Source organism: Paraburkholderia sp. JHI869 (assembly GCF_038900775.1).
In the GTDB taxonomy this organism is placed as follows: Bacteria; Pseudomonadota; Gammaproteobacteria; order Burkholderiales; family Burkholderiaceae; genus Paraburkholderia.
Genome location: NZ_JAYMSC010000002.1, coordinates 432,091 through 451,996, shown reverse-complemented (window position 1 = coordinate 451,996; position 19,906 = coordinate 432,091). Strand labels below are relative to the sequence as shown.

20 protein-coding genes and 1 tRNA gene are annotated in these 19,906 nt (G+C 62.7%); 17 read left to right on the top strand and 4 right to left on the bottom strand.

Annotation, left to right across the window (positions count from 1 at the left end; translation table 11 throughout):
- Nucleotides 1-45 precede the first annotated feature (45 nt).
- The 3 genes from dxs to VSR72_RS05310 all read left to right on the top strand — a co-directional run bounded on the left by dxs (nucleotide 46) and on the right by VSR72_RS05310 (nucleotide 4,365).
- Nucleotides 46-1,947 carry a 1-deoxy-D-xylulose-5-phosphate synthase gene (gene dxs / locus VSR72_RS05320; protein ID WP_342951362.1) on the top strand — a complete coding sequence of 634 codons (1,902 nt, stop codon included), beginning with the start codon at nucleotides 46-48 and terminating at the stop codon, nucleotides 1,945-1,947.
- Between the two features lie 161 nt (nucleotides 1,948-2,108).
- Nucleotides 2,109-2,918, top strand: coding sequence for a GTP cyclohydrolase FolE2 (gene folE2, locus VSR72_RS05315; RefSeq protein WP_342951361.1), 810 nt, complete (start codon nucleotides 2,109-2,111; stop codon nucleotides 2,916-2,918).
- A gap of 331 nt (nucleotides 2,919-3,249) precedes the next feature.
- Nucleotides 3,250-4,365, top strand: coding sequence for a porin (locus VSR72_RS05310; protein WP_342951360.1), 1,116 nt, complete (start codon nucleotides 3,250-3,252; stop codon nucleotides 4,363-4,365).
- A gap of 20 nt (nucleotides 4,366-4,385) precedes the next feature.
- On the opposite strand, the gene tsaD is transcribed toward VSR72_RS05310, so the two are convergent.
- Nucleotides 4,386-5,420 carry a tRNA (adenosine(37)-N6)-threonylcarbamoyltransferase complex transferase subunit TsaD gene (gene tsaD, locus VSR72_RS05305; protein ID WP_342951577.1) on the bottom strand — a complete coding sequence of 345 codons (1,035 nt, stop codon included), beginning with the start codon at nucleotides 5,418-5,420 and terminating at the stop codon, nucleotides 4,386-4,388.
- Nucleotides 5,421-5,589: 169 nt separating this feature from the next.
- On the opposite strand from tsaD, the gene VSR72_RS05300 reads away from it, so the two are divergent.
- The 5 genes from VSR72_RS05300 to dnaG all read left to right on the top strand — a co-directional run bounded on the left by VSR72_RS05300 (nucleotide 5,590) and on the right by dnaG (nucleotide 10,118).
- Complete coding sequence (locus tag VSR72_RS05300) at nucleotides 5,590-6,810, top strand: NAD(P)/FAD-dependent oxidoreductase (protein ID WP_342951359.1); 1,221 nt, start codon at nucleotides 5,590-5,592, stop codon at nucleotides 6,808-6,810.
- Between the two features lie 172 nt (nucleotides 6,811-6,982).
- Nucleotides 6,983-7,114, top strand: a complete 132-nt coding sequence (locus VSR72_RS05295) for a hypothetical protein (RefSeq protein WP_342951358.1) — start codon at nucleotides 6,983-6,985, stop codon at nucleotides 7,112-7,114.
- Nucleotides 7,115-7,269: 155 nt separating this feature from the next.
- Nucleotides 7,270-7,482, top strand: coding sequence for a 30S ribosomal protein S21 (gene rpsU, locus VSR72_RS05290; RefSeq protein ID WP_237575346.1), 213 nt, complete (start codon nucleotides 7,270-7,272; stop codon nucleotides 7,480-7,482).
- Between the two features lie 226 nt (nucleotides 7,483-7,708).
- Complete coding sequence (locus VSR72_RS05285; protein ID WP_342951357.1) at nucleotides 7,709-8,155, top strand: GatB/YqeY domain-containing protein; 447 nt, start codon at nucleotides 7,709-7,711, stop codon at nucleotides 8,153-8,155.
- Between the two features lie 82 nt (nucleotides 8,156-8,237).
- Entirely contained in the window at nucleotides 8,238-10,118 is a 1,881-nt protein-coding gene (dnaG, locus tag VSR72_RS05280) for a DNA primase (RefSeq protein ID WP_342951356.1), read from the top strand.
- Between the two features lie 52 nt (nucleotides 10,119-10,170).
- Here the strand turns inward: dnaG and VSR72_RS05275 are convergent, their stop codons facing one another.
- Entirely contained in the window at nucleotides 10,171-10,380 is a 210-nt protein-coding gene (locus VSR72_RS05275) for a hypothetical protein (RefSeq protein WP_342951355.1), read from the bottom strand.
- 34 nt (nucleotides 10,381-10,414) lie between these two features.
- Here VSR72_RS05275 and rpoD point away from each other — a divergent pair, with 34 nt between their 5' ends.
- The 6 genes from rpoD to VSR72_RS05245 all read left to right on the top strand — a co-directional run bounded on the left by rpoD (nucleotide 10,415) and on the right by VSR72_RS05245 (nucleotide 17,886).
- The gene (rpoD, locus tag VSR72_RS05270) at nucleotides 10,415-12,673 is read left to right on the top strand and encodes an RNA polymerase sigma factor RpoD (protein ID WP_342951354.1); all 2,259 of its coding nucleotides are present in this window, start codon (nucleotides 10,415-10,417) and stop codon (nucleotides 12,671-12,673) included.
- Nucleotides 12,674-12,844: 171 nt separating this feature from the next.
- A tRNA-Ile gene (locus VSR72_RS05265) sits at nucleotides 12,845-12,932 on the top strand.
- Between the two features lie 374 nt (nucleotides 12,933-13,306).
- Complete coding sequence (locus VSR72_RS05260) at nucleotides 13,307-14,464, top strand: CoA transferase (protein WP_342951353.1); 1,158 nt, start codon at nucleotides 13,307-13,309, stop codon at nucleotides 14,462-14,464.
- Nucleotides 14,465-14,583: 119 nt separating this feature from the next.
- Nucleotides 14,584-15,885: a citrate:proton symporter gene (locus VSR72_RS05255; RefSeq protein ID WP_342951352.1), complete on the top strand. Its 1,302-nt coding sequence runs from the start codon at nucleotides 14,584-14,586 to the stop codon at nucleotides 15,883-15,885.
- Between the two features lie 35 nt (nucleotides 15,886-15,920).
- Nucleotides 15,921-17,087, top strand: coding sequence for an acyl-CoA dehydrogenase family protein (locus VSR72_RS05250; protein WP_342951351.1), 1,167 nt, complete (start codon nucleotides 15,921-15,923; stop codon nucleotides 17,085-17,087).
- A gap of 46 nt (nucleotides 17,088-17,133) precedes the next feature.
- Nucleotides 17,134-17,886 carry an IclR family transcriptional regulator gene (locus VSR72_RS05245; protein ID WP_342951350.1) on the top strand — a complete coding sequence of 251 codons (753 nt, stop codon included), beginning with the start codon at nucleotides 17,134-17,136 and terminating at the stop codon, nucleotides 17,884-17,886.
- A 64-nt stretch (nucleotides 17,887-17,950) separates the two neighbouring features.
- On the opposite strand, the gene VSR72_RS05240 is transcribed toward VSR72_RS05245, so the two are convergent.
- A complete protein-coding gene (locus tag VSR72_RS05240) occupies nucleotides 17,951-18,169 on the bottom strand; it encodes a hypothetical protein (protein ID WP_342951349.1) in 219 nt (72 codons plus the stop codon).
- A 248-nt stretch (nucleotides 18,170-18,417) separates the two neighbouring features.
- Between VSR72_RS05240 and VSR72_RS05235 the strand changes: the two genes are divergently transcribed.
- Entirely contained in the window at nucleotides 18,418-18,585 is a 168-nt protein-coding gene (locus VSR72_RS05235; protein ID WP_342951594.1) for a hypothetical protein, read from the top strand.
- 11 nt (nucleotides 18,586-18,596) lie between these two features.
- Nucleotides 18,597-18,776: a hypothetical protein gene (locus tag VSR72_RS05230; protein WP_342951593.1), complete on the top strand. Its 180-nt coding sequence runs from the start codon at nucleotides 18,597-18,599 to the stop codon at nucleotides 18,774-18,776.
- 20 nt (nucleotides 18,777-18,796) lie between these two features.
- Here VSR72_RS05230 and VSR72_RS05225 read toward each other — a convergent pair whose 3' ends face one another.
- Complete coding sequence (locus tag VSR72_RS05225; RefSeq protein WP_342951348.1) at nucleotides 18,797-19,009, bottom strand: hypothetical protein; 213 nt, start codon at nucleotides 19,007-19,009, stop codon at nucleotides 18,797-18,799.
- A 348-nt stretch (nucleotides 19,010-19,357) separates the two neighbouring features.
- Here VSR72_RS05225 and VSR72_RS05220 point away from each other — a divergent pair, with 348 nt between their 5' ends.
- Entirely contained in the window at nucleotides 19,358-19,894 is a 537-nt protein-coding gene (locus VSR72_RS05220; protein ID WP_342951347.1) for a Uma2 family endonuclease, read from the top strand.
- Nucleotides 19,895-19,906 lie beyond the last annotated feature (12 nt).

Here is a 19,906-nt window from a genome sequence, read left to right as displayed (position 1 = left end):
GCAGAAAAAGTGCGGGAGCGCCAGTTTTCCTACAATGGAACGACGATGTACGACTTGCTGAAAACCATTGACGACCCGGCGGATTTGCGCCGCCTCGATCGCCGCCAGTTGCAACCGCTTGCCGACGAACTGCGTGCCTTCGTTCTCGAGAGCGTCTCGCAAACGGGCGGCCACCTGTCGTCCAACCTCGGTACGGTCGAACTGACGATCGCGCTGCACTACGTGTTCGACACGCCGCGCGACCGCATCGTCTGGGACGTGGGCCATCAGACCTATCCGCACAAGATCCTGACGGGTCGCCGCGACCAGATGTCGACGCTGCGCCAACTCGGCGGCATTTCGGGCTTCCCGAAACGCGACGAGTCGCCGTACGACACGTTCGGCACCGCGCACTCGAGCACGTCGATTTCGGCGGCGCTCGGCATGGCCGTCGCGAGCAAGCTCAAGGGCGATAACGCCATGGGCATCGCCGTGATCGGCGACGGCGCGATGACGGCCGGCATGGCCTTCGAAGCGCTGAACAACGGCGGCGTCGAAGACGACGTGCCGCTGCTCGTCATCCTCAACGACAACGACATGTCGATTTCGCCGCCGGTTGGCGCGCTCAATCGCCATCTCGCGCGCCTCATGTCGGGCCGCTTCTACGCCGCCGCACGCGCGGGCGTGGAGCGCGTGCTGCGCCATGCGCCGCCGGTCCTCGACCTCGCGCGTAAGCTCGAAGAGCACGCGAAGGGCATGATCGTGCCGGCCACGCTGTTCGAGGAATTCGGCTTCAACTACATCGGGCCGATCGACGGTCACGATCTGGATTCGCTCATCCCGACACTGCAGAACATCAAGGAACTGCGCGGTCCGCAATTCCTGCACGTCGTGACGAAGAAAGGCCAGGGCTACAAGCTCGCCGAAGCCGACCCGGTCCTGTACCACGGTCCCGGCAAGTTCAACCCGGCCGAAGGCATCAAGCCGTCGGCAACGCCCGCGAAGAAGACCTACACGCAGGTATTCGGCGAATGGCTGTGCGACGCGGCCGAGCTCGACCAGCGCGTGGTCGGCATCACGCCTGCCATGCGCGAAGGCTCGGGCATGGTGGAGTTCGAAAAGCGCTTCCCGGATCGCTACTACGACGTTGGCATCGCCGAGCAGCACGCGGTGACGTTCGCGGGCGGTATCGCTGCCGAAGGCCTCAAGCCCGTGGTCGCGATCTACTCGACCTTCCTGCAGCGCGCCTACGACCAGCTGATCCACGACGTGGCACTGCAGAACCTGCCGGTCGTGTTCGCGATCGACCGCGCGGGCCTCGTCGGCGCCGATGGCGCGACGCATGCGGGCGCGTATGACCTCGCGTTCATGCGCTGCATCCCGAACATGATGATCATGGCGGCATCCGACGAAAACGAATGCCGTCAGATGCTCTACACGGCGCTCCAGCAGGACTGCCCGACGGCCGTGCGCTATCCGCGCGGTGCGGGCACGGGCGTCGCGACCGTCAAGCAGATGGCCGCGTTGCCGGTGGGCAAGGGCGAAGTGCGTCGCGAAAGCAATGCGCCGGCAGGCAGCCGCATCGCGATTCTCGCGTTCGGCACGATGGTTGCGCCGTCGCTCAAGGCCGCCGAGGAACTGGACGCCACCGTGGCGAACATGCGCTTCGTGAAGCCGCTCGACGCGGACCTTGTGAAGCAGCTCGCCGAAACGCACGACTACCTCGTGACCGTCGAGGAAGGCTGCATCATGGGCGGCGCCGGTTCGGCCTGCGTGGAAGCCCTCCTTGAAAGTGGGGTTATCAAGCCCGTACTACAATTGGGTCTCCCCGACCGCTTCATCGACCACGGCGACCCGGCAAAGCTGCTGGCGGGCTGTGGGCTCGACGCAGCAGGGATCGCGAAGTCCATTCGCGAGCGCTTTCTCGACAAGGCGGTGTCTGGCAAGTCGGTGATGCGCGTCGCGTAAGGTCGATTGAGGCCGCCATCGGCTGATTGGCGCCTCGCGACAACCCACTTCACATTTGAACTGGCGGGCGGGTCTCGTACCCGGTGACCGCCAGCAAACGCCGGCGCATGCCGGCGTTTGCCATTTGCGCGCCGCGTTCGGCGCGGCTTGAGGATAAGAACATGAATCAGATGAACCCGGCCTTCGTGATGCCGGACGTCCAAAGCTCCGTCGATACCCGTCAGATCGTGATCCAGCGCGTGGGCGTGAAGGCCGTGCGCCATCCGCTCACGGTGAAGACGGGCGCGGGCGACGTCCAGCCGAGCGTCGGCATGTGGAACCTCGACGTTCATCTGCCGGCCGACCAGAAGGGCACGCACATGTCGCGCTTCGTCGCGCTGCTCGAAGAGAACAAGGCGCCGCTCGAACCCGCCACGTTCCGCGCGATGCTGGCCGCGATGCTCACGAGGCTCGAATCGCAGGCGGGCCGTATCGAAGTCACGTTCCCGTACTTCGTGAAGAAAGTGGCGCCGGTGTCGGGCGTGGAAAGTCTGCTGGACTACGAAGTGACGCTCACGGGTGACGCGCGCAACGGTCAAACGCGCCTCTTCCTCAAGGTGCTCGTGCCCGTGACGAGCCTGTGCCCGTGCTCGAAGAAGATCTCGCAATACGGTGCGCACAACCAGCGCTCGCACGTGACGATGAACGTCGAGTTCGAAGGCGATTTGCCGGTGGAAGACCTCATTCGCATTGCGGAAGAAGAGGCGTCGTGCGAACTGTGGGGCCTGCTCAAGCGCCCGGACGAGAAGTTCGTGACCGAGCGCGCGTATGAGAACCCCAAGTTCGTCGAAGACCTCGTGCGCGACGTGGCCGTGCGCCTGAACGCCGACGCGCGTGTGATCGCCTATACGCTCGAAGCCGAAAACTTCGAGTCGATTCACAATCACAGCGCCTATGCTGTGATCGAGCACGACAAGCGCGTGGCGGGGTAATACCCGGCCTGGCCGTCGCCCGTGCGAGTTCCGCCAGGGCGATGTCCGGGTTGCGATTTAAGATCCTTCTCACCCGATTCTATTTCTAACAGAATCGGAGTTCGTCTATATTGCCTGGTTGTCCTGACATTATTTTCTTGTATGTCGCGCTTTCGCCAGTGCAGCAAACGCCGTTTTCGCAAAGACGGACGCTTCTTTGAGGTGTGGCAATGCCGCACCCTGCCTTCGTCGTTATAACTCCACTCCATTGCGTCGTCATCGCGCGCCGGCACACGTAGCGTGCGAGCGATCGTGGACTCATCAATGAGAAGAAAAACGTGGAGGAGACATCATGCGCTTTTGCAGCAAAAGCATTTTCGGTGCGGCGTTGGTTCTGGCTGCGGCTGCCGCGCATGCGCAATCGAGCGTCACGCTGTATGGCGTGGCGGACGTATTTGTCCAGTTCCTCAACAATGGCGGCAAGCAATCCTGGTCGGAGCGCAGCGGCGGGAGTGTGCCTTCGCGCTTCGGCATAAAAGGCTCAGAGGATCTCGGCGGCGGGCTGAAGGCCATGTTTACGCTCGAAAGCGGCTTCAACATCAACAATGGCACTGCCTTTAGCGATACGAGCATGATGTTCTATCGCCAGTCGTGGGTAGGCCTCACACACGAAAAATACGGCACGCTCTCGCTCGGCCGCCAGTACCAGCCGACTTTCTGGGTGCTCTACCCAGGTGACCCGTTCTACGCGAATGAAGTGCTCTCCATGCTAGCCGCAGCGGGCAATGTCGTCGACCGCAATACGATCGGCATGCAGGCCAGCGGCGGGCGCTCGAGCAATTCGGTGGTGTATCGCTCGCCGAGCATGAAGGGGCTGCAGTTGTTGGCCATGTACGCGTTCCAGTCCAGCGTGACGCAGCCTGCGCCGCAGACGAATGGCAATATCATCGACATCGCCGCGATCTGGACGGGCTACGGCCTTACCGCGGGAATTGCATACCAATATCAGCATCCGGGCACGAAGACGCTGGCCAGTCTGCCGTCCGCTCTCAATACGGTTGGCACCGAGCATTTCAACAGTGTGCTCGCGTATCAAACAGGCATCGTCAATCTTCAGTTCATCTACGGATATCACCGCCCGAAGCAAGACGATTCGAGTCAGCTCGCGACGAGGCTTGGGGCGGTGCATTCGTACAACCTGATGCAAGCGGGCGCGACGATTCAGGCCACGCCTGCGGATGCAATCGAAATCGCGGTGCTGCAACGCAACGTGCGCGGCGTGCATGACAACATGTGGGGATTGCAACTGGGCGTGGACCACAGTCTCTCGAAGCGCACGTCCGTTTATGCGCGCGCGGGCTACATGAAGAACAACGGCTCTTCTACGATGAGCTGGACCGGCGTGAGCGTCACGGCGCCCGGTACCAGGCAAACGCTGGCGGTCGTGGGTATGACGCAGCGTTTCTGACGCCGGCTATCGACTACTCGCTATTGAGCGCCGCCTGCGAGCGAGGTCAGATCCCAGCGCGGCTTCACCGTGAACGCGTAGTCGCGCGTGGCCTGCTCAGGCCAGCGTTGCAGGCGCAGCGCGCCCGCGAGTGCGATCATCGCGCCGTTGTCGGTGCACAGCGAGAGATCGGGGTAATGCACCTCGAAGCCGCGCTTTTGCGCTGCCGCCGAAAGCGTTTCGCGCAACTGCTTGTTCGCGCCTACGCCGCCTGCCACCACGAGGCGCTTCATCTTCGTGCGCTTGAGCGCGGCGAGCGATTTCGCGGCCAGCACCTCGACGGCTGCATCGACGAAACCGCGCGCGATGTCGGCTTTGCCCTGCTCGCAGATGTTCGTGCCGAGCTTCTTCACCTGCGTGAGCACGGCCGTTTTGAGGCCGCTGAAGCTGAAATCGAGATCGCCGGAATGCAGCATCGGGCGCGGCAGTTCGACCGCGCCAGGCGTGCCGAACTCGGCCAGGCGCGAGACTTCCGGGCCGCCTGGATAGCCCAGGCCAAGCAGCTTGGCCGTTTTGTCGAAGGCTTCGCCGGCGGCGTCGTCGAGCGTTTCGCCGAGGGTTTCGTACACGCCCACGTCGGTCACGCGCATCAACTGCGTGTGGCCGCCCGACACGAGCAGCGCGACGAACGGGAACGGGGGCGGCGCATCGACCAGCAGCGGCGAAAGCAGGTGGCCTTCGAGGTGGTGAATCCCTACGGTCGGCCGATTCCAAGCCATGGCGAGCGCATTGGCGATGCTCGCGCCCACGAGCAGCGCACCCGCGAGACCGGGCCCTTGCGTGAATGCGATGGCGTCGATGTCGCTTTTCGCCGCGCCGCTCTTCGCGAGCACTTCTTCGAGCAGCGGCAGCGCGCGGCGGATATGGTCGCGCGAAGCGAGCTCTGGGACGACGCCGCCGTACTCGCGGTGCATGGCGATCTGCGAGTGCAGCGCGTGCGCGAGCAGGCCGCGCTCGCTGTCGTAGAGCGCGAGGCCGGTTTCGTCGCAGGAGCTTTCGATGCCGAGAACGAGCATGGTGTGGGGCGCGGCGACGGTTTTGCTCAGCATACGCGGGCAAAAACCGTCGCTAAATCAAGAATTAACAGAGCACAAAAGTATAGCAGTGCGCGTCAAAGCCGGCTGAGGGTGGCAAACCAGGTCCGCCGCGGGCAAGCCCCGTCGCGGCGCAGGTAGAATGCGCGCCATGGAATCTTTCGACATCGCCGTGATCGGCGCAGGGGCGGCCGGCATGATGTGCGCGGCGGTGGCGGGCCAGCTGGGCCGCCGCGTGGCGCTGATCGACCACGCGCCGCGCCTCGCGGAAAAAATCCGCATCTCGGGCGGCGGGCGCTGCAACTTCACGAACCTGCACGCGAGCCCGGCCAACTACCTTTCGAACAACCCGCATTTCTGCCGGTCGGCGCTGGCGCGCTACACGCCGCGCGACTTCCTCGCGCTGCTGCGCCAGCATCGCGTGACCTGGCACGAAAAGCATAAGGGCCAGCTTTTTTGCGACCAGTCGAGCGAGGCGATCATCGACGTCCTGCGCGCCGAATGCGACGCAGGCCAGGTGGCATGGCGCCGGCCGCTGCCGGTGGAAGCGGTGAGCCATGCCGACGGCGCGGGCTTCACGCTCGGCACGCCGCAAGGCGCGATACGTACGAAAGCGCTCGTGATCGCGACGGGCGGCCTGTCGATCCCGAAGATCGGCGCCACTGACTTCGCGTATCGCATCGCGAAGCAGTTCGGTCACAAGCTCATCGACACGCGCCCGGCGCTCGTGCCACTCACCTTCGCGCAGGACGAGTGGGCGCCCTATGTGCCGCTCGCAGGCGTTTCGCTCGAAGTTCACGTGGCGACAGGCGAACGCAAGACCGGCGGCGCGTTCGACGAAGACCTGCTATTCACGCACCGCGGCCTTTCCGGCCCAGGCGTCCTGCAGATTTCGAGCTTCTGGCAGCCGGGCCAGTCGATCCGCGTGAACCTGCTGCCCGAACACGATCCGGCTGCGGCACTGATCGAAGCCAAGGGCGCGACGAAACGTCAGATCGGCAATCTGCTAGCCGAATGGGTGCCGGCGCGCCTCGCGCATGTGTGGCTGGAGGCGCATCAGGTCAAGGGTGATGCGCGCATCGCCGATCTGCCCGATAAAACGCTGCGCAAGATCGGCGAAGGGCTCGCGCAGTGGACGCTCACGCCCACCGGCACCGAAGGCTACAAGAAGGCCGAAGTCACGCGCGGCGGCGTGGACACGCGCGAACTCTCCTCGGCGACGATGATGAGCCAGCGCGTGCCGGGCCTCTATTTCGTGGGCGAAGCGGTGGACGTGACGGGCTGGCTTGGCGGCTACAACTTCCAGTGGGCGTGGGCCTCGGGCGTCGCCGCCGGGGAAGCCGCCGCGCAATATGCGGTGAGCGCAACCTGATTTCCTGACTGATACGAACTGCCGAATCTCTCGCGGTTGACCCCCGCCATTGTTGGCTGGGCGCCCGAGGTTCACGCTTGAATGCCTGACCACGAGGAAAAGGTACGAAACGTGAATCGAGAGGAACAGCAGCACATTGGGGCACTGAGTGGGCCACTGCGTCGAATCATGATTGCCGTGGACGATTCGAAAGCATCCACGCAGGCACTGGGGCGTCGCGCGCTGGCTGCCCGGCAGTGTCGCCCAGCAAGCCATCGAGGTCACGCACGTGCCGTTGCTGCTCGTCGGGCCGGGTGCGGCGTGATCGCAGTTTGATGCCCGGCAGCCCCGCCAGGGAAGGCTCGGAGCGCGTTCGACACCGTTGCCGGAATTGGGGTTTCCCCCCAAACCGGCAAGCGATGGCCAAATCCGGAACTGCTATACTCAATCCTCTCTTTAGCCCAGATCCGTTATTGGAAAATGACGACCATCCGCGTAAAAGAAAACGAACCCTTTGAAGTCGCCATGCGCCGCTTCAAGCGCACGATTGAGAAGAATGGTCTCTTGACCGAACTTCGCGCGCGCGAGTTCTACGAGAAGCCTACGGCTGAACGCAAGCGCAAGAAGGCGGCGGCGGTGAAGCGCCACTTCAAGCGTCTGCGCGGCCAGATGTTGCCGAAGAAGCTGTACTGATTCTGGCGTCGCCGTGGCGCGTGGCCGCGCAATTCCAGCGTGGACCTCGCGTGAGTCTCGCGGCGACGTGGACAGCGGGTCCGCGGCCTTGGGTTACATCGTGCAACGCGAACCGCCGCTGTCCTCTGGTGTGGTCGCAACCATGTCGAATTTGCGCCAACCCGCCTGGAAGCGTTTCCAGGCGGGTTTTTGCATTCCAGCAACCCCAACGTATTTCAGGTGAGTGATGAGTCTCAAAGACCAGATCAACGACGACATGAAAACCGCGATGCGCGCGCGCGAAAGTGAACGCCTCGCCACGATTCGTCTGCTGCTCGCCGCTATCAAGCAACGTGAAGTCGACGAACGCGTGACGCTCGACGACGCCGGCATCACGGCCGTCATCGACAAGATGATCAAGCAGCGCAAGGACTCGATCAGCCAGTTCGAGGCTGCGGGCCGCACCGATCTCGTCGAGAAGGAAGCTGCCGAGCTGACCGTCCTGGCCGCCTACATGCCCGCGCAGCTCTCGGATGCCGAGATCGCCGCCGAAGTGCAGGCCGCCGTCGCCCAGGTGGGCGCAGCGGGCCCGCAGGACATGGGCAAGGTGATGGGTGTGCTCAAGCCGAAGCTCGCCGGGCGCGCCGACATGACGGCCGTCTCCGGGCTCGTCAAAGCCGCGCTCTCGAAGTAAGCGCACCCGGCTCGCACGCGGCGCCGCCCCTGCCCTAGGGCGACGCCGCGCGAGCACCGGCTGCCCAAGCGCGTTCGCTTCGATGATTCCGCATTCGTTCCTGCAAGACCTGCTGAACCGCGTCGATATCGTCGACGTGGTGGGTCGTTACGTGCAGCTCAAAAAGGGCGGCGCGAACTTCATGGGCTTGTGCCCGTTCCACAACGAGAAGAGCCCTTCGTTCACGGTTAGTCCAACCAAGCAGTTCTATCACTGCTTCGGCTGTGGGGCGCACGGCACCGCCATCGGCTTCCTCATGGAGCACGCGGGGCTGACGTTCCCCGAAGCCGTCGAACAACTCGCGCAGTCGGTCGGCCTGTCCGTACCACAGGAGCCTTCGCCCCTGCGGGGCGGCGGCGGTGGGGCTGGCGCGGCGGGCGGCTACGCTCCGGCGGTCTCGAAGGCCGTGACCACCGCGCTTTCCGACATCATGCAGGCCGCGTGCGACTACTACCGCAAGCAACTGCGCAGCGCGCCCAACGCCATCCAGTACCTCAAGAAGCGTGGTCTCACGGGCGAAATCGCCGCGCGTTTCGGCCTGGGCTACGCGCCCGATGGATGGCAGAACCTCGAAACTGCGTTTACGAACTATCGCGACGATGCGCTGGTCGAGGCGGGTCTCGTCATCGTCAGCGAAAAGCAGGACGCACAAGGCCAGTCGCGGCGCTACGACCGTTTTCGCGACCGCGTGATGTTCCCGATCCGCAACGTGAAGGGTCAGGTCATCGGTTTTGGCGGCCGGGTGCTGGACGGCGGCGAGCCCAAGTATTTGAATTCCCCGGAAACGCCGCTATTTAACAAGGGCAGCGAACTGTACGGGTTATTCGAGGCACGTCTCGCGATCCGGGAACAGCGCTATGTTCTGGTGGTCGAGGGGTATATGGACGTCGTCGCGCTCGCGCAGCTGGGTTTCCAGAACGCCGTGGCGACGCTTGGCACCGCGTGCACGCCGATCCACGTGCAGAAGCTGATGCGTCAGACCGATACGGTGATCTTCAGCTTCGACGGCGACTCGGCGGGCCGCCGCGCCGCGCGCCGTGCGCTCGACGCGTGCCTGCCGCACGCGGCCGACAACCGCACGATCCGCTTCCTGTTCCTGCCCCAGGAGCACGACCCGGACAGCTACGTGCGCGAATTCGGCACCGAGGCGTTCTCGGAGCAGGTCGAGCGGGCCATGCCGTTGTCCCAGTTCATGCTCAACGAGGTGCTGGCGGACAAGGAGCTGGACCAGCCGGAAGGTCGAGCCCGGGCGCTGTTCGACGCGAAGCCGCTGCTTCAGGCGCTGCCGGCGAACGCCCTGCGGGCGCAGATCATGCACATGTTCGCGGACCGCCTGGACGTGCCGTTCGAGGAAGTGGCCGCGCTATGCGAAGTCGACGCGCGCATCGCCCAGGCAGCGCGCCAGGCGCCCGCGCGCAAGGACCGGCACCTGGTGACCGGTATCGAGCGCAAGGCGCTGCGCAACCTCGTGATGCACCCGCGCATCGTGCTGCAACTGGACGAGGAGGCCGAAAAGGCGCTGATCGGATTCACGCGCCACGGCGAGCTGTTCGAGGAAGTGACCACTCACGCGCGGGCACTGGGCGACGCGGCGGAATTTCAGCTCCTTTCGGACCTGCTGAGAAATGGGGCCAATGCTCCAACCTTCGAGGAGATTTTTCGCGAAATTCTGGACTATGATGAAAACGTTCGGGATTTGCTGATGAAAAATCCGGAAGACGGCTCCGCAGTGGAGGAGCGCCGCGAGCAGGAGCGACTCGTGAGCGAAGAATTGACGGCGGCAATCCTGAAAATGCGGTACGACGCCTGTTGTGAGCGCCTGGACGCGCTTTCGCGGCAGTCGCGCCATACGCCTGAGGAACTTGCCGAATTGATGTCACTGAACCAGACGCGGGCTGACATGAAACGTCAGCTCGGTTTGTAAGGGAAGGATCGCGCAGGGGGATTATTGCCCTGCGTGGTAAAATAACAGGTTTTCAGCGGTTTGTTTTTTGTTTTTTCCGGGTGGGCATAATGGGTTGGGGTAACCCGTCAATGTCCAGTTTTCCAGCAAGGGGCGGAATGGCAATGGCAAAGACTACAGGCGGAAAAAAGGCAACAGGCAAGGGCTCGACGGAGCCGACCAGCAAGGTCACACCGGCCACAGTTGTCAGTTCTTCCGCCCGGTCGTCGGGCAGTGAGTCCACCAACCGTTCTGAACCGGCTACCCGGAAGAGGTCGATGACTGTTTCGGCTGCGCGAGCAGCGCCTGTGCGTGCGGCGAAAGCCGTTACGCAACCGGCAACGAAGCGGTCCGGTTCGAGAAGTGCAAGGGAAGTGCCTGCCGTCGAGGACGATGCGGCAGAGCGCGAGGCTCAAGCATCCACGGTTCAAGAGGCTGTTGTCCAGCAGCCGCGAGTCGAGACACTAGCCGGTACGGCGAACTCCATGACGAAAAAGCTGAATGAAGTACCCGTCGATGACGACGCAAACCAGAGCGAAGACAGCACCCCCGCCGCGGGCAAGGTCGAAAAGACCGCCACCCGTGCGCGCGACCGGCGAGCGAAGGAGAAGGCGCTGCTGAAAGACGCGTTTGCGTCGTCGCAGCCCGGCACCGTCGAAGAGCTCGAGGAGCGCCGCACGAAGCTGCGTGCGCTCATCAAGCTCGGTAAGGAGCGCGGCTTCCTCACCTATGCGGAAATCAACGATCACCTCCCGGACAACTTCACGGAAACCGAGGCGATCGAAGGCATCATCAGCACGTTCAACGACATGGGCGTGGCCGTCTACGAGCAGGCGCCCGACGCCGAAACGCTGCTGCTCAACGACAACGCGCCCAACGCTTCTTCCGACGACGAAGTCGAAGAAGAAGCGGAAGTCGCTCTCTCGACCGTCGACTCCGAATTTGGCCGCACGACCGACCCGGTGCGTATGTACATGCGCGAAATGGGTACGGTCGAGCTGCTCACGCGCGAAGGCGAAATCGAAATCGCCAAGCGTATTGAAGACGGCCTGAAGCACATGGTCATGGCGATCTCCGCCTGCCCGACCACGATTGCCGACATCCTCGCCATGGCCGAGCGCGTGGCGAACGACGAGATTCGCGTGGACGAACTCGTCGACGGCCTGATCGATCCCAACGCTGAAGACACCGACGGCTTCAACGCCAAGGAAGCGGAAGAGATCGAGAACGAGGACGAAGAGGAAGAAGAGGCAGAGGAAGAAGAAGAGGAGGAGGAAGAGGACGACGGCGCGGCGCAGGCGACGGCCAACGCGGCGCAGCTCGAAGCCCTCAAGCGGGCCTCGCTCGAGAAGTTCGCCCTCATCAGCGAATGGTTCGACAAGATGCGCCGCGCGTTCGAGAAGGAAGGCTACAAGTCGAAGTCCTACCTCAAGGCGCAGGAAACCATCCAGAACGAGTTGATGTCGATTCGCTTCACGGCACGCACCGTCGAGCGCCTGTGCGACACGCTGCGCGCCCAGGTGGACGAAGTGCGCCAGGTCGAACGCCAGATTCTTCACACGGTCGTCGACAAGTGCGGCATGCCGCGCTCGGAGTTCATCGCGCGTTTCCCGGGCAATGAAACCGACCTCGAATGGTCGGAGAAGATCGTCGGCGAGAGCCATGCGTATAGCGGCATTCTCTCGCGCAACATTCCGGCCATTCGCGAACAGCAGCAGCGTCTGCTCGACTTGCAGGCGCGCGTGGTGCTGCCGCTCAAGGACCTGAAGGAAACCAACCGTCAGATGGCGGCCGGTGAACTGAAGGCGCGCCAGGCGAAGCGCGAGATGACCGAGGCGAACCTGCGTCTCGTGATCTCGATTGCGAAGAAGTACACGAACCGCGGCCTGCAGTTCCTCGACCTGATCCAGGAAGGGAACATCGGCCTGATGAAGGCGGTGGACAAGTTCGAATATCGTCGCGGCTACAAGTTCTCGACCTACGCGACGTGGTGGATCCGTCAGGCCATCACGCGCTCGATCGCGGACCAGGCGCGCACGATCCGCATTCCGGTTCACATGATCGAGACGATCAACAAGATGAACCGCATTTCGCGGCAGATCCTGCAGGAAACCGGTCTCGAGCCGGATCCAGCAACGCTCGCCGAGAAGATGGAAATGCCGGAGGACAAGATCCGCAAGATCATGAAGATCGCGAAGGAGCCGATCTCCATGGAAACGCCGATCGGCGACGACGACGATTCGCATCTGGGCGACTTCATCGAGGACAACAACACGGTGGCGCCGGCCGACGCCGCGTTGCACGCCTCGATGCGCGATGTCGTGAAGGATGTGCTCGACTCGCTCACGCCGCGCGAAGCGAAGGTGCTGCGCATGCGGTTTGGCATTGAGATGAGCACCGATCACACGCTCGAAGAAGTGGGCAAGCAGTTCGACGTGACGCGTGAACGCATTCGCCAGATCGAAGCGAAGGCGCTGCGTAAGCTGCGTCACCCGAGCCGTTCGGACAAGCTCAAGTCCTTCCTCGAAGGGAATTGAGCCCGGTTAGTTTTAATGCACGGAAGTCGCGTGCACGATGGCCAGGCCGGGGTGGTTTCGTGTAGTATGTCGGCCTGTCGTCGAAAAGCCCGGCCTTTGGGTAGACCGGGCTTTTTTGTTGATGCTGCGTTGTTGCTGTTCTTCTGTTCTCGCTACGCTTCGTAGCTTCGTGGGCCGGACGCCGTGTTGGTTGCAGGCAGCGGACTCATAATCCGCCGGAGAAATCCCGTCGTCGGTTCGAACCCGACCCGGCCCACCAAGGGTTTTCGCGATTTCTGGAAGCGTATTCTTCTCGCTCCGCAAAACCCTCCTCACTTCGCAATTTCCCCCGCTTTTTCCGCTCTCGCCTTACTACTTGCCGCCGATAGAGGCAGGCAGGCCAGCGGGCGTTGGCCATTGCGCACCAGGGACATTCCTGGGGCCACGTTTTAGCATCCCGCTTGACCTCGTGCATTCCCGTGTGTGAATATTCATTCATGGCAGTGAATTTGTTCGTGTGCACTCACGTCGAACCGACGCGAGGTGACGTAGCCGTTCTCTAACGTCAGATACCTGTTGGCAGTTCGCCAGCCGGCTGCCCGGCAAGGGTGACCCTGCAAATCCAGTTCCTATCAATTAGTAGTGCAGATAAAAATGGATATTCCTACACTTCCAGCAGCGGGATCGCTTCACGGCTTGCGCGTTGTGGACCTGTCCCGTGTCCTCGGCGGCCCATACTGCACGCAGATTCTTGCGGACCATGGCGCGGAAGTCATCAAGATCGAGCCGCCCGGCGGCGACGAAACGCGCGGCTGGGGGCCGCCGTTCGATGGCGAAACGGCTTCGTACTTTCAAGGCGTCAATCGCAACAAGCTGGGCGTCGTGCTCGATCTCACACAGCAGGCGGAGCGCGAACGGCTGCTCGCCCTGCTCGAAACGGCCGACGTACTGGTCGAAAACTTCAAGATTGGCACGCTCGAGCGATGGGGGCTCGGTTACGACACCGTGCTGGCCAAGCGTTTTCCGCGGCTCGTGCATTGCCGCGTGTCCGGCTTCGGCGCGGACGGTCCGCTCGGCGCCTTGCCCGGCTACGATGCGGCGATCCAGGCGATGACCGGTCTCATGAGCGTCAATGGCGAGGCAGGCGGTGCACCGCTGCGCATTGGCGTGCCGATCGTCGATCTCGTGACGGGACTCAATGCGGCCCTCGGCGTCCTGATGGCGTTGCGCGAGCGCGAAGTGAGCGGGCGCGGCCAGTTCGTCGAATCGACGCTGTTCGATTGCGCGCTTTCGATCCTCCACCCGCACACGCCCAATTACTTCTACTCGGGCAAGGAGCCGCAGCGCACCGGCAACGCCCATCCGAACATTACGCCGTACGACATGTTCCACACCGGCAGCGGCGACATCTTCCTCGCGGTCGGCAATAACACGCAGTTCCGCGCGCTTTGCCGGCTGATCGATGCGGAGCACCTCGCCGACGCACCGCGCTTTGCCGACAATCGCTCGCGCAGCCAGCATCGGAGCGAACTGCGCGCGGAGCTCGAACAGCGATTCGCGGGCTGGGATGGCCCGCAGCTTGCCGACCTGCTCGTGCGCCACGGCGTGCCCTGTGCGCCGGTGCTTGGCGTGGGTGCGGCGCTCGCGCATCCTCACGTCGACCATCGCGCGATGAAGGTCGAGATGGGGTCCTACCGCGGCATCGCGTCGCCGATCAAGCTGGGCCGCACACCGGCCACCTACCGAAGCGCGCCGCCGGCGCTCGACGAACACACGGCGCAGGTCTTCGGCGATCGATCGCGCGAGGCGTAGCCGGCTCATCGCCAGGCAGTCCGATATAACCACGACAGCGGCCCACGCAACGCCGCGCAGGAGACAAGAATGACACCCGCCAACCAGGCAAGGAGCCTTATGCTCAGGGAGACTGGATCATGCTCGCGCTAATCGGTACGCTGGCGATCGTCGCCCTGTTCACGCTGATCATCACGAAGCGGCTCTCGCCGCTCGTCGCCCTGATCGCCGTGCCCATCGTCGCTGCGCTCGCTGCGGGGTTCGGGCTCTCCACCGCGAAGTTCATCGTTCACGGCGTGCAGAATATCGGTCCGGTTGCGGGCATGTTCGTTTTTGCGATACTTTTCTTCGGCATCCTGACTGATGCCGGAATGCTCGACCCGATCATCAACGGCGTCCTGCGCGTGGTGGGTTGCCATCCTCCGCGCATTGTCATGGGCTCCGCACTGCTTGCGCTGCTTATCCACCTCGACGGATCGGGCGCGGTCACGTTTCTTGTCACGCTGCCCGCGATGATGCCGCTCTACACGCGCCTCGGTCTCGATCGCCGCATTCTTGCGTGTGTCGCGTCGATGGCCGCGGGCGTCAACTTCCTCCCCTGGGTCGGGCCAATGCTGCGCGCTTCCGCAGCCCTGCATATTCCGGGCACCGTCATTTTCTATCCGATGATTCCCGTGCAGATCGTCGGGCTGGTTTTCGTGTTCGGCACGGCCTACGTGCTCGGAAAGCGCGAGGAAAGGCGCCTTGGTCTCACGCGCGAGCGTGCCGCCGGCATCGCCGCCACCCCGCGCGTGCTCACGCCCGAGGAGCTTGCGCTGCGCCGGCCCCAGCGCTTCTGGATCAATCTCGTGCTGACGCTGGTCGTGCTCGTGACGCTCGTATCGGGCATTGTCGATCCCATGGTCATGTTCATGATCGGCACGGTGCTGGCGCTGGTCATCAACTATCCCGATGTGAACCAGCAGCGAGAACGCGTCGACGCGCACGCGAAGGCGGCCCTGATGATGGCGAGCGTGCTGCTTGCCGCGGGTGCATTCACCGGCATCATGACGGGCACGGGCATGCTCAATGCCATGGCCGAAGTCGTTGTGCGCCACGTGCCCGCCGATCACGCACGCCATATGCCATTCGTGCTGGGACTCGTGTCGATGCCGCTCAGCCTGCTTTTCGACCCCGATTCGTTTTACTTCGGCATCCTTCCTGTTCTGGCGAAGAGTGGGGAAATGCTGGGCGTGCCCTCCGTGCAGATGGCGCAGGCGGCGCTCCTCGGTCAGATGACGACTGGCTTCCCCGTCAGCCCGCTCACACCGGCAACGTTCCTGATCGTCGGCCTGACGGGCGTGGAACTTGCCGAGCATCAGAAGTTCACGATTCCGTTCCTGTTTGCCGCCACGGTGCTGATGGTGTTCACCGCGGTGCTGGTGGGCGTGTTCCCTCTGTAACACCGTTTTTGTTTATGCCTTGAGAGGAAGTCAGCATGAATTTCAACCTCAATGAAGACCAGCAGTCGATCGTCGCTGCCATCGAAAAGATCTGTGAGCGCTTCGACGACAGCTACTGGCTCGAACGCGACCGCGAAGGCGGCTTCCCGCACGACTTTCATCGTGCACTCGCCGATGCCGGCTGGCTTGGCATTGCGATGTCGACAGACTACGGCGGCTCCGGACTCGGGATGACCGAGGCGGCGCTGATGATGCGCACGATCAGTGCTTCCGGCGCAGGGCTCTCGGGTGCGTCGGCCGTGCACATGAACATCTTCGGACTCAATCCGGTGCAGGTGTTCGGCAACGAAGCACAGAAGCAGCGGTTTCTGCCGCCGCTCATAGAGGGCCGCGACAAAGCTTGCTTCGCTGTCACCGAGCCCGACGCTGGCCTCGACACGACGCACCTGAAAACGCAGGCCGTGCGCGATGGCGATCACTACGTGCTCACCGGCCGCAAGATCTGGATCTCGACGGCGCAGGTTGCGAACAAGATGCTCATCATCGCGCGCACGACGCCGCTGGACCAGGTAGCGAAGCCCACCGACGGCCTGAGTCTTTTCTATACCGACCTCGACCGCACGCGCGTCGAAGTCCGCGAGATCGAGAAGATGGGCCGCAAGGCCGTCGATTCGAACATGCTGTTCATCGACGGCCTGCGCGTGCCGGTTGAGGACCGCATTGGGGAGGAGGGCAAGGGCTTCCACTATCTGCTGCATGGCCTGAATCCCGAGCGCATCCTGATCGCCTCGGAAGCGGTGGGGCTCGGCCAGGCGGCGTTGCGCCACGCCACTCAGTACGCGAAAGACCGTGTCGTGTTTGGACGTCCCATCGGGCAAAACCAGGCCATCCAGCATCCGCTCGCGCAGGCGTGGATGGCGCTCGAGGCTGCGAATCTGATGGTGATGAAGGCCGCGACGTTGTACGACGCGGGCGAGCCGTGCGGCGCCGAAGCCAACGCCGGGAAATACCTTGCCGCGGAAGCTGCGTTCCAGTCGTGCCAGACGGCCATCGCAACGCTGGGCGGCATGGGCTACGCGAAGGAATACCACGTCGAACGCTATTTGCGGGAGTGTATGATTCCAAGGCTCGCGCCGGTCAGCCCGCAAATGATCATGTGCTTCATCGCGGAAAAGGTGCTCGGGCTGCCGAAGTCTTACTGAACAGTGCAAGGGGCATCGAGCCGTCTTGCGATCAATTGCCTGACCCATGGACGTTAAACTCGTTGCCCGCACGCTCGACCTGTTCGAACTTTTCGCCGCCGAACAGAGGCCACTGGCGCTCGCCGAAATGGCGCGGCTTCTGGAGGTGCCCTCGTCGAGTTGCCTCGCGCTTGCCCGCACGCTCGTGAGCCGTGGCTATCTCTACGAAGTGCGCAAGCGCGGGGGCTACTATCCCACGCGGCGGCTGCAACTGCTCGCCAACGCGATCAACGCAGTCGACCCGGTCGTTCAAATGCTGCATCCCCGGCTTGTCGAACTGCGCGACGCGACAGGCGAAACCATCGTGCTTGGCAAGATCCACGGCACGCAGGTCATCTACCTCGACGTGGTCGAATCGGAGAAGGCGGTGCGCTATGCCTGCGCGCCCGGGTCACTGCGCCCGTTGCATGCAAACTCGATCGGCAAGGTGATTTGCGGCGAACTCGATGCGCCCGCGCGCGATGCACTCTGCGCGAAGCTCCATTTCGAGCGATTCACGGGCGCCACCGTTGCCGATTGCGCCACGTTCATCGATCAGGTTAGCGCGGCGCATGAGCGAGGCTGGTACGCGAATATCGGCGAAAGTGCGCCCGAGCTTTCTGCGGTGGCCGTCGCACTGGATTTCGGCGGCGACATCTACGGACTCTCGATTGGCGGCCCGACCGAACGGATCCGCGAGCAACTGAGCGAGCACGTGGCAACGCTGACCACGGCGAAGCAGCAGATTCTTTTGACCTGGCAAAAAACTCAGGCTGACTGAGCGGCGGCGTTGTGACGTTGACGTGCCGATCGAACTCCGCAACGGACTGTAGTGTGCCGCAGCACTAACCGTGCGTGTCGACCCACGCCTTTGCCCAGGCGATTCCCGCGTCCTGCGCGTCTGCTTCCGAATCGAACAGGTCCAGCACGCCGGACGTGCAAATGAGCTTGTTACCCTGGATGATGGTGCCGCCACCCGCATAGCGCTCTGGCGTGAGCAACTCCGCCTGTTGCGCAATGGCGTGACCCCATAAATCGTAGCCTTTGTATGTCTCTCGTTCCATCTTTCTGGTGCCCGAAGACGGGAGCAGTTGCCTATCTCGTTCTCATCTTAACGTCTCTCATCTACGAGGGCGTGCCGCCAGGTGCCGTGATGGCAGCGCGCGCTTCCGAATCGCCTGACCGCCGAGGCTTTCGTTCTGTCGGCGATGTTTAAGCTTGATTTAAGCGACGCTATCTACTCTTCGTAAGACTCCTTGAGAGGACAACGACTCCAGGCATCCCCGGACGGAAAGAGGTTGAGATGGTGTACTTGATTACCGACCTGCAGATGGTCAAAAGCTACGGCCGCATCAAGGCTGACAGCGGCAAGGATGCGCTGGAAGCGTTTGCGCTCAGCAACGGCTTCCTCAACCTGATGGAGTTCGCCAGTGAGCGTCCCACGTTCGTCAACGACCTGATGGCTGTTCAACTGCAATAAGGAATACCGACGTGGCCATGACTTTGGGGCAGGCCCTGGTGCACGCTGAGCAACTGGAAGTCTACGGTGTGATTTCCAAAACGGCGCAGGCGCTCATCCGGCTGAAGCAGGAGTACCGCGACGCAGTTGGCGCGGAAAAATATGAGCAGATTATCGAGGAAGCGGGCCTGACACATCCGGACGCGCAGTGAGCTGTTCCTCACAACCACTGCTACTTTTGCGACTCGAGCATGTCGAGGTTGGCTTGCGCGGTCTCCTCGGGGTGTATCGAGCAGTAAGCGTCGAACAGGGTCGAGCATAGTTGGGCGAGCGCCGCGAGATTCGCAGCCTGGCCCGCATGTTCAACTTCTCCGGCGTTGAGGATGTCGTCAACGACGGGGGCGAGTCGGCGCAGTCGCCGGAAAGTCTCCGCATCGATTTCCATTGCACTTCTCGTGATCAAGCGAAAGGGCGCGCTCGGCAAACCCTTACGGTAGCACTTCAACGGCGCGCCCGCAGAATGGGACTTCGGCCGAAGCAATTCGGCAAACGCTGATGTACTCTTTGCATGAGTCTTGATGCATTGCACCATAAGTATAGCTGCTGGGCAGATTCGACCACGACATCAATATGGGCTTGATGCGCAGGCCCTCCGAATATGGCCCGATAAAACATCCAAAATCGGCTCCATGCGCGTTGCGTAATTGATTGTGCGATGCACATAAGCAATGGCTTTTCAGCGGTCGACAAAGGGAATACCCTTAGTGAAACGCCCTATTGGAGGCTTGTGGTTGTGTCGACTCTTCTTGAGCAGGACGGGCTTGTAGCCACCTGGCGCCGGATTCACCCCAATTCGGATTCTGGGTCGTGGGAATGCTGTGAACTCGATGGCCGCGGTGAGGCGGTGCCGCATCCTCAACCCTCGGCCAGGCGCCAGATTGTCCTGACTGATGTGTACTGCCAGATCGCCGAGCAGATTGGTCACGTGGCGGCAATGTCGGTCGCTGTGGCGACGCCGTCATTTGGCATCCGCGTGCCCGACGTCGTCTGGATGCCGCCTGAAAAGTGGGAAGGGTTTGACCGGGACGATCCCGTTCCGTTTGTACCGGATTTGTGCGTCGAGGTGCTCCTTGACCGCAAGCATGCGCATGACATCGGCGCACGAGTGAGGGCGTATCTCGAGGGCGGCGCCCAAGAGGTCATTGTGATCGGCCAGCGCGGCGAGCTGCAATTCCATGACGCGAATGGACCGCAGCAAACTTCCCGGTTCGGAATCACGCTCACACTCGAGCTCATGTACTTCGAAGCGTTCGCTGCGTCGTCACACTGATCCAACGTCGCG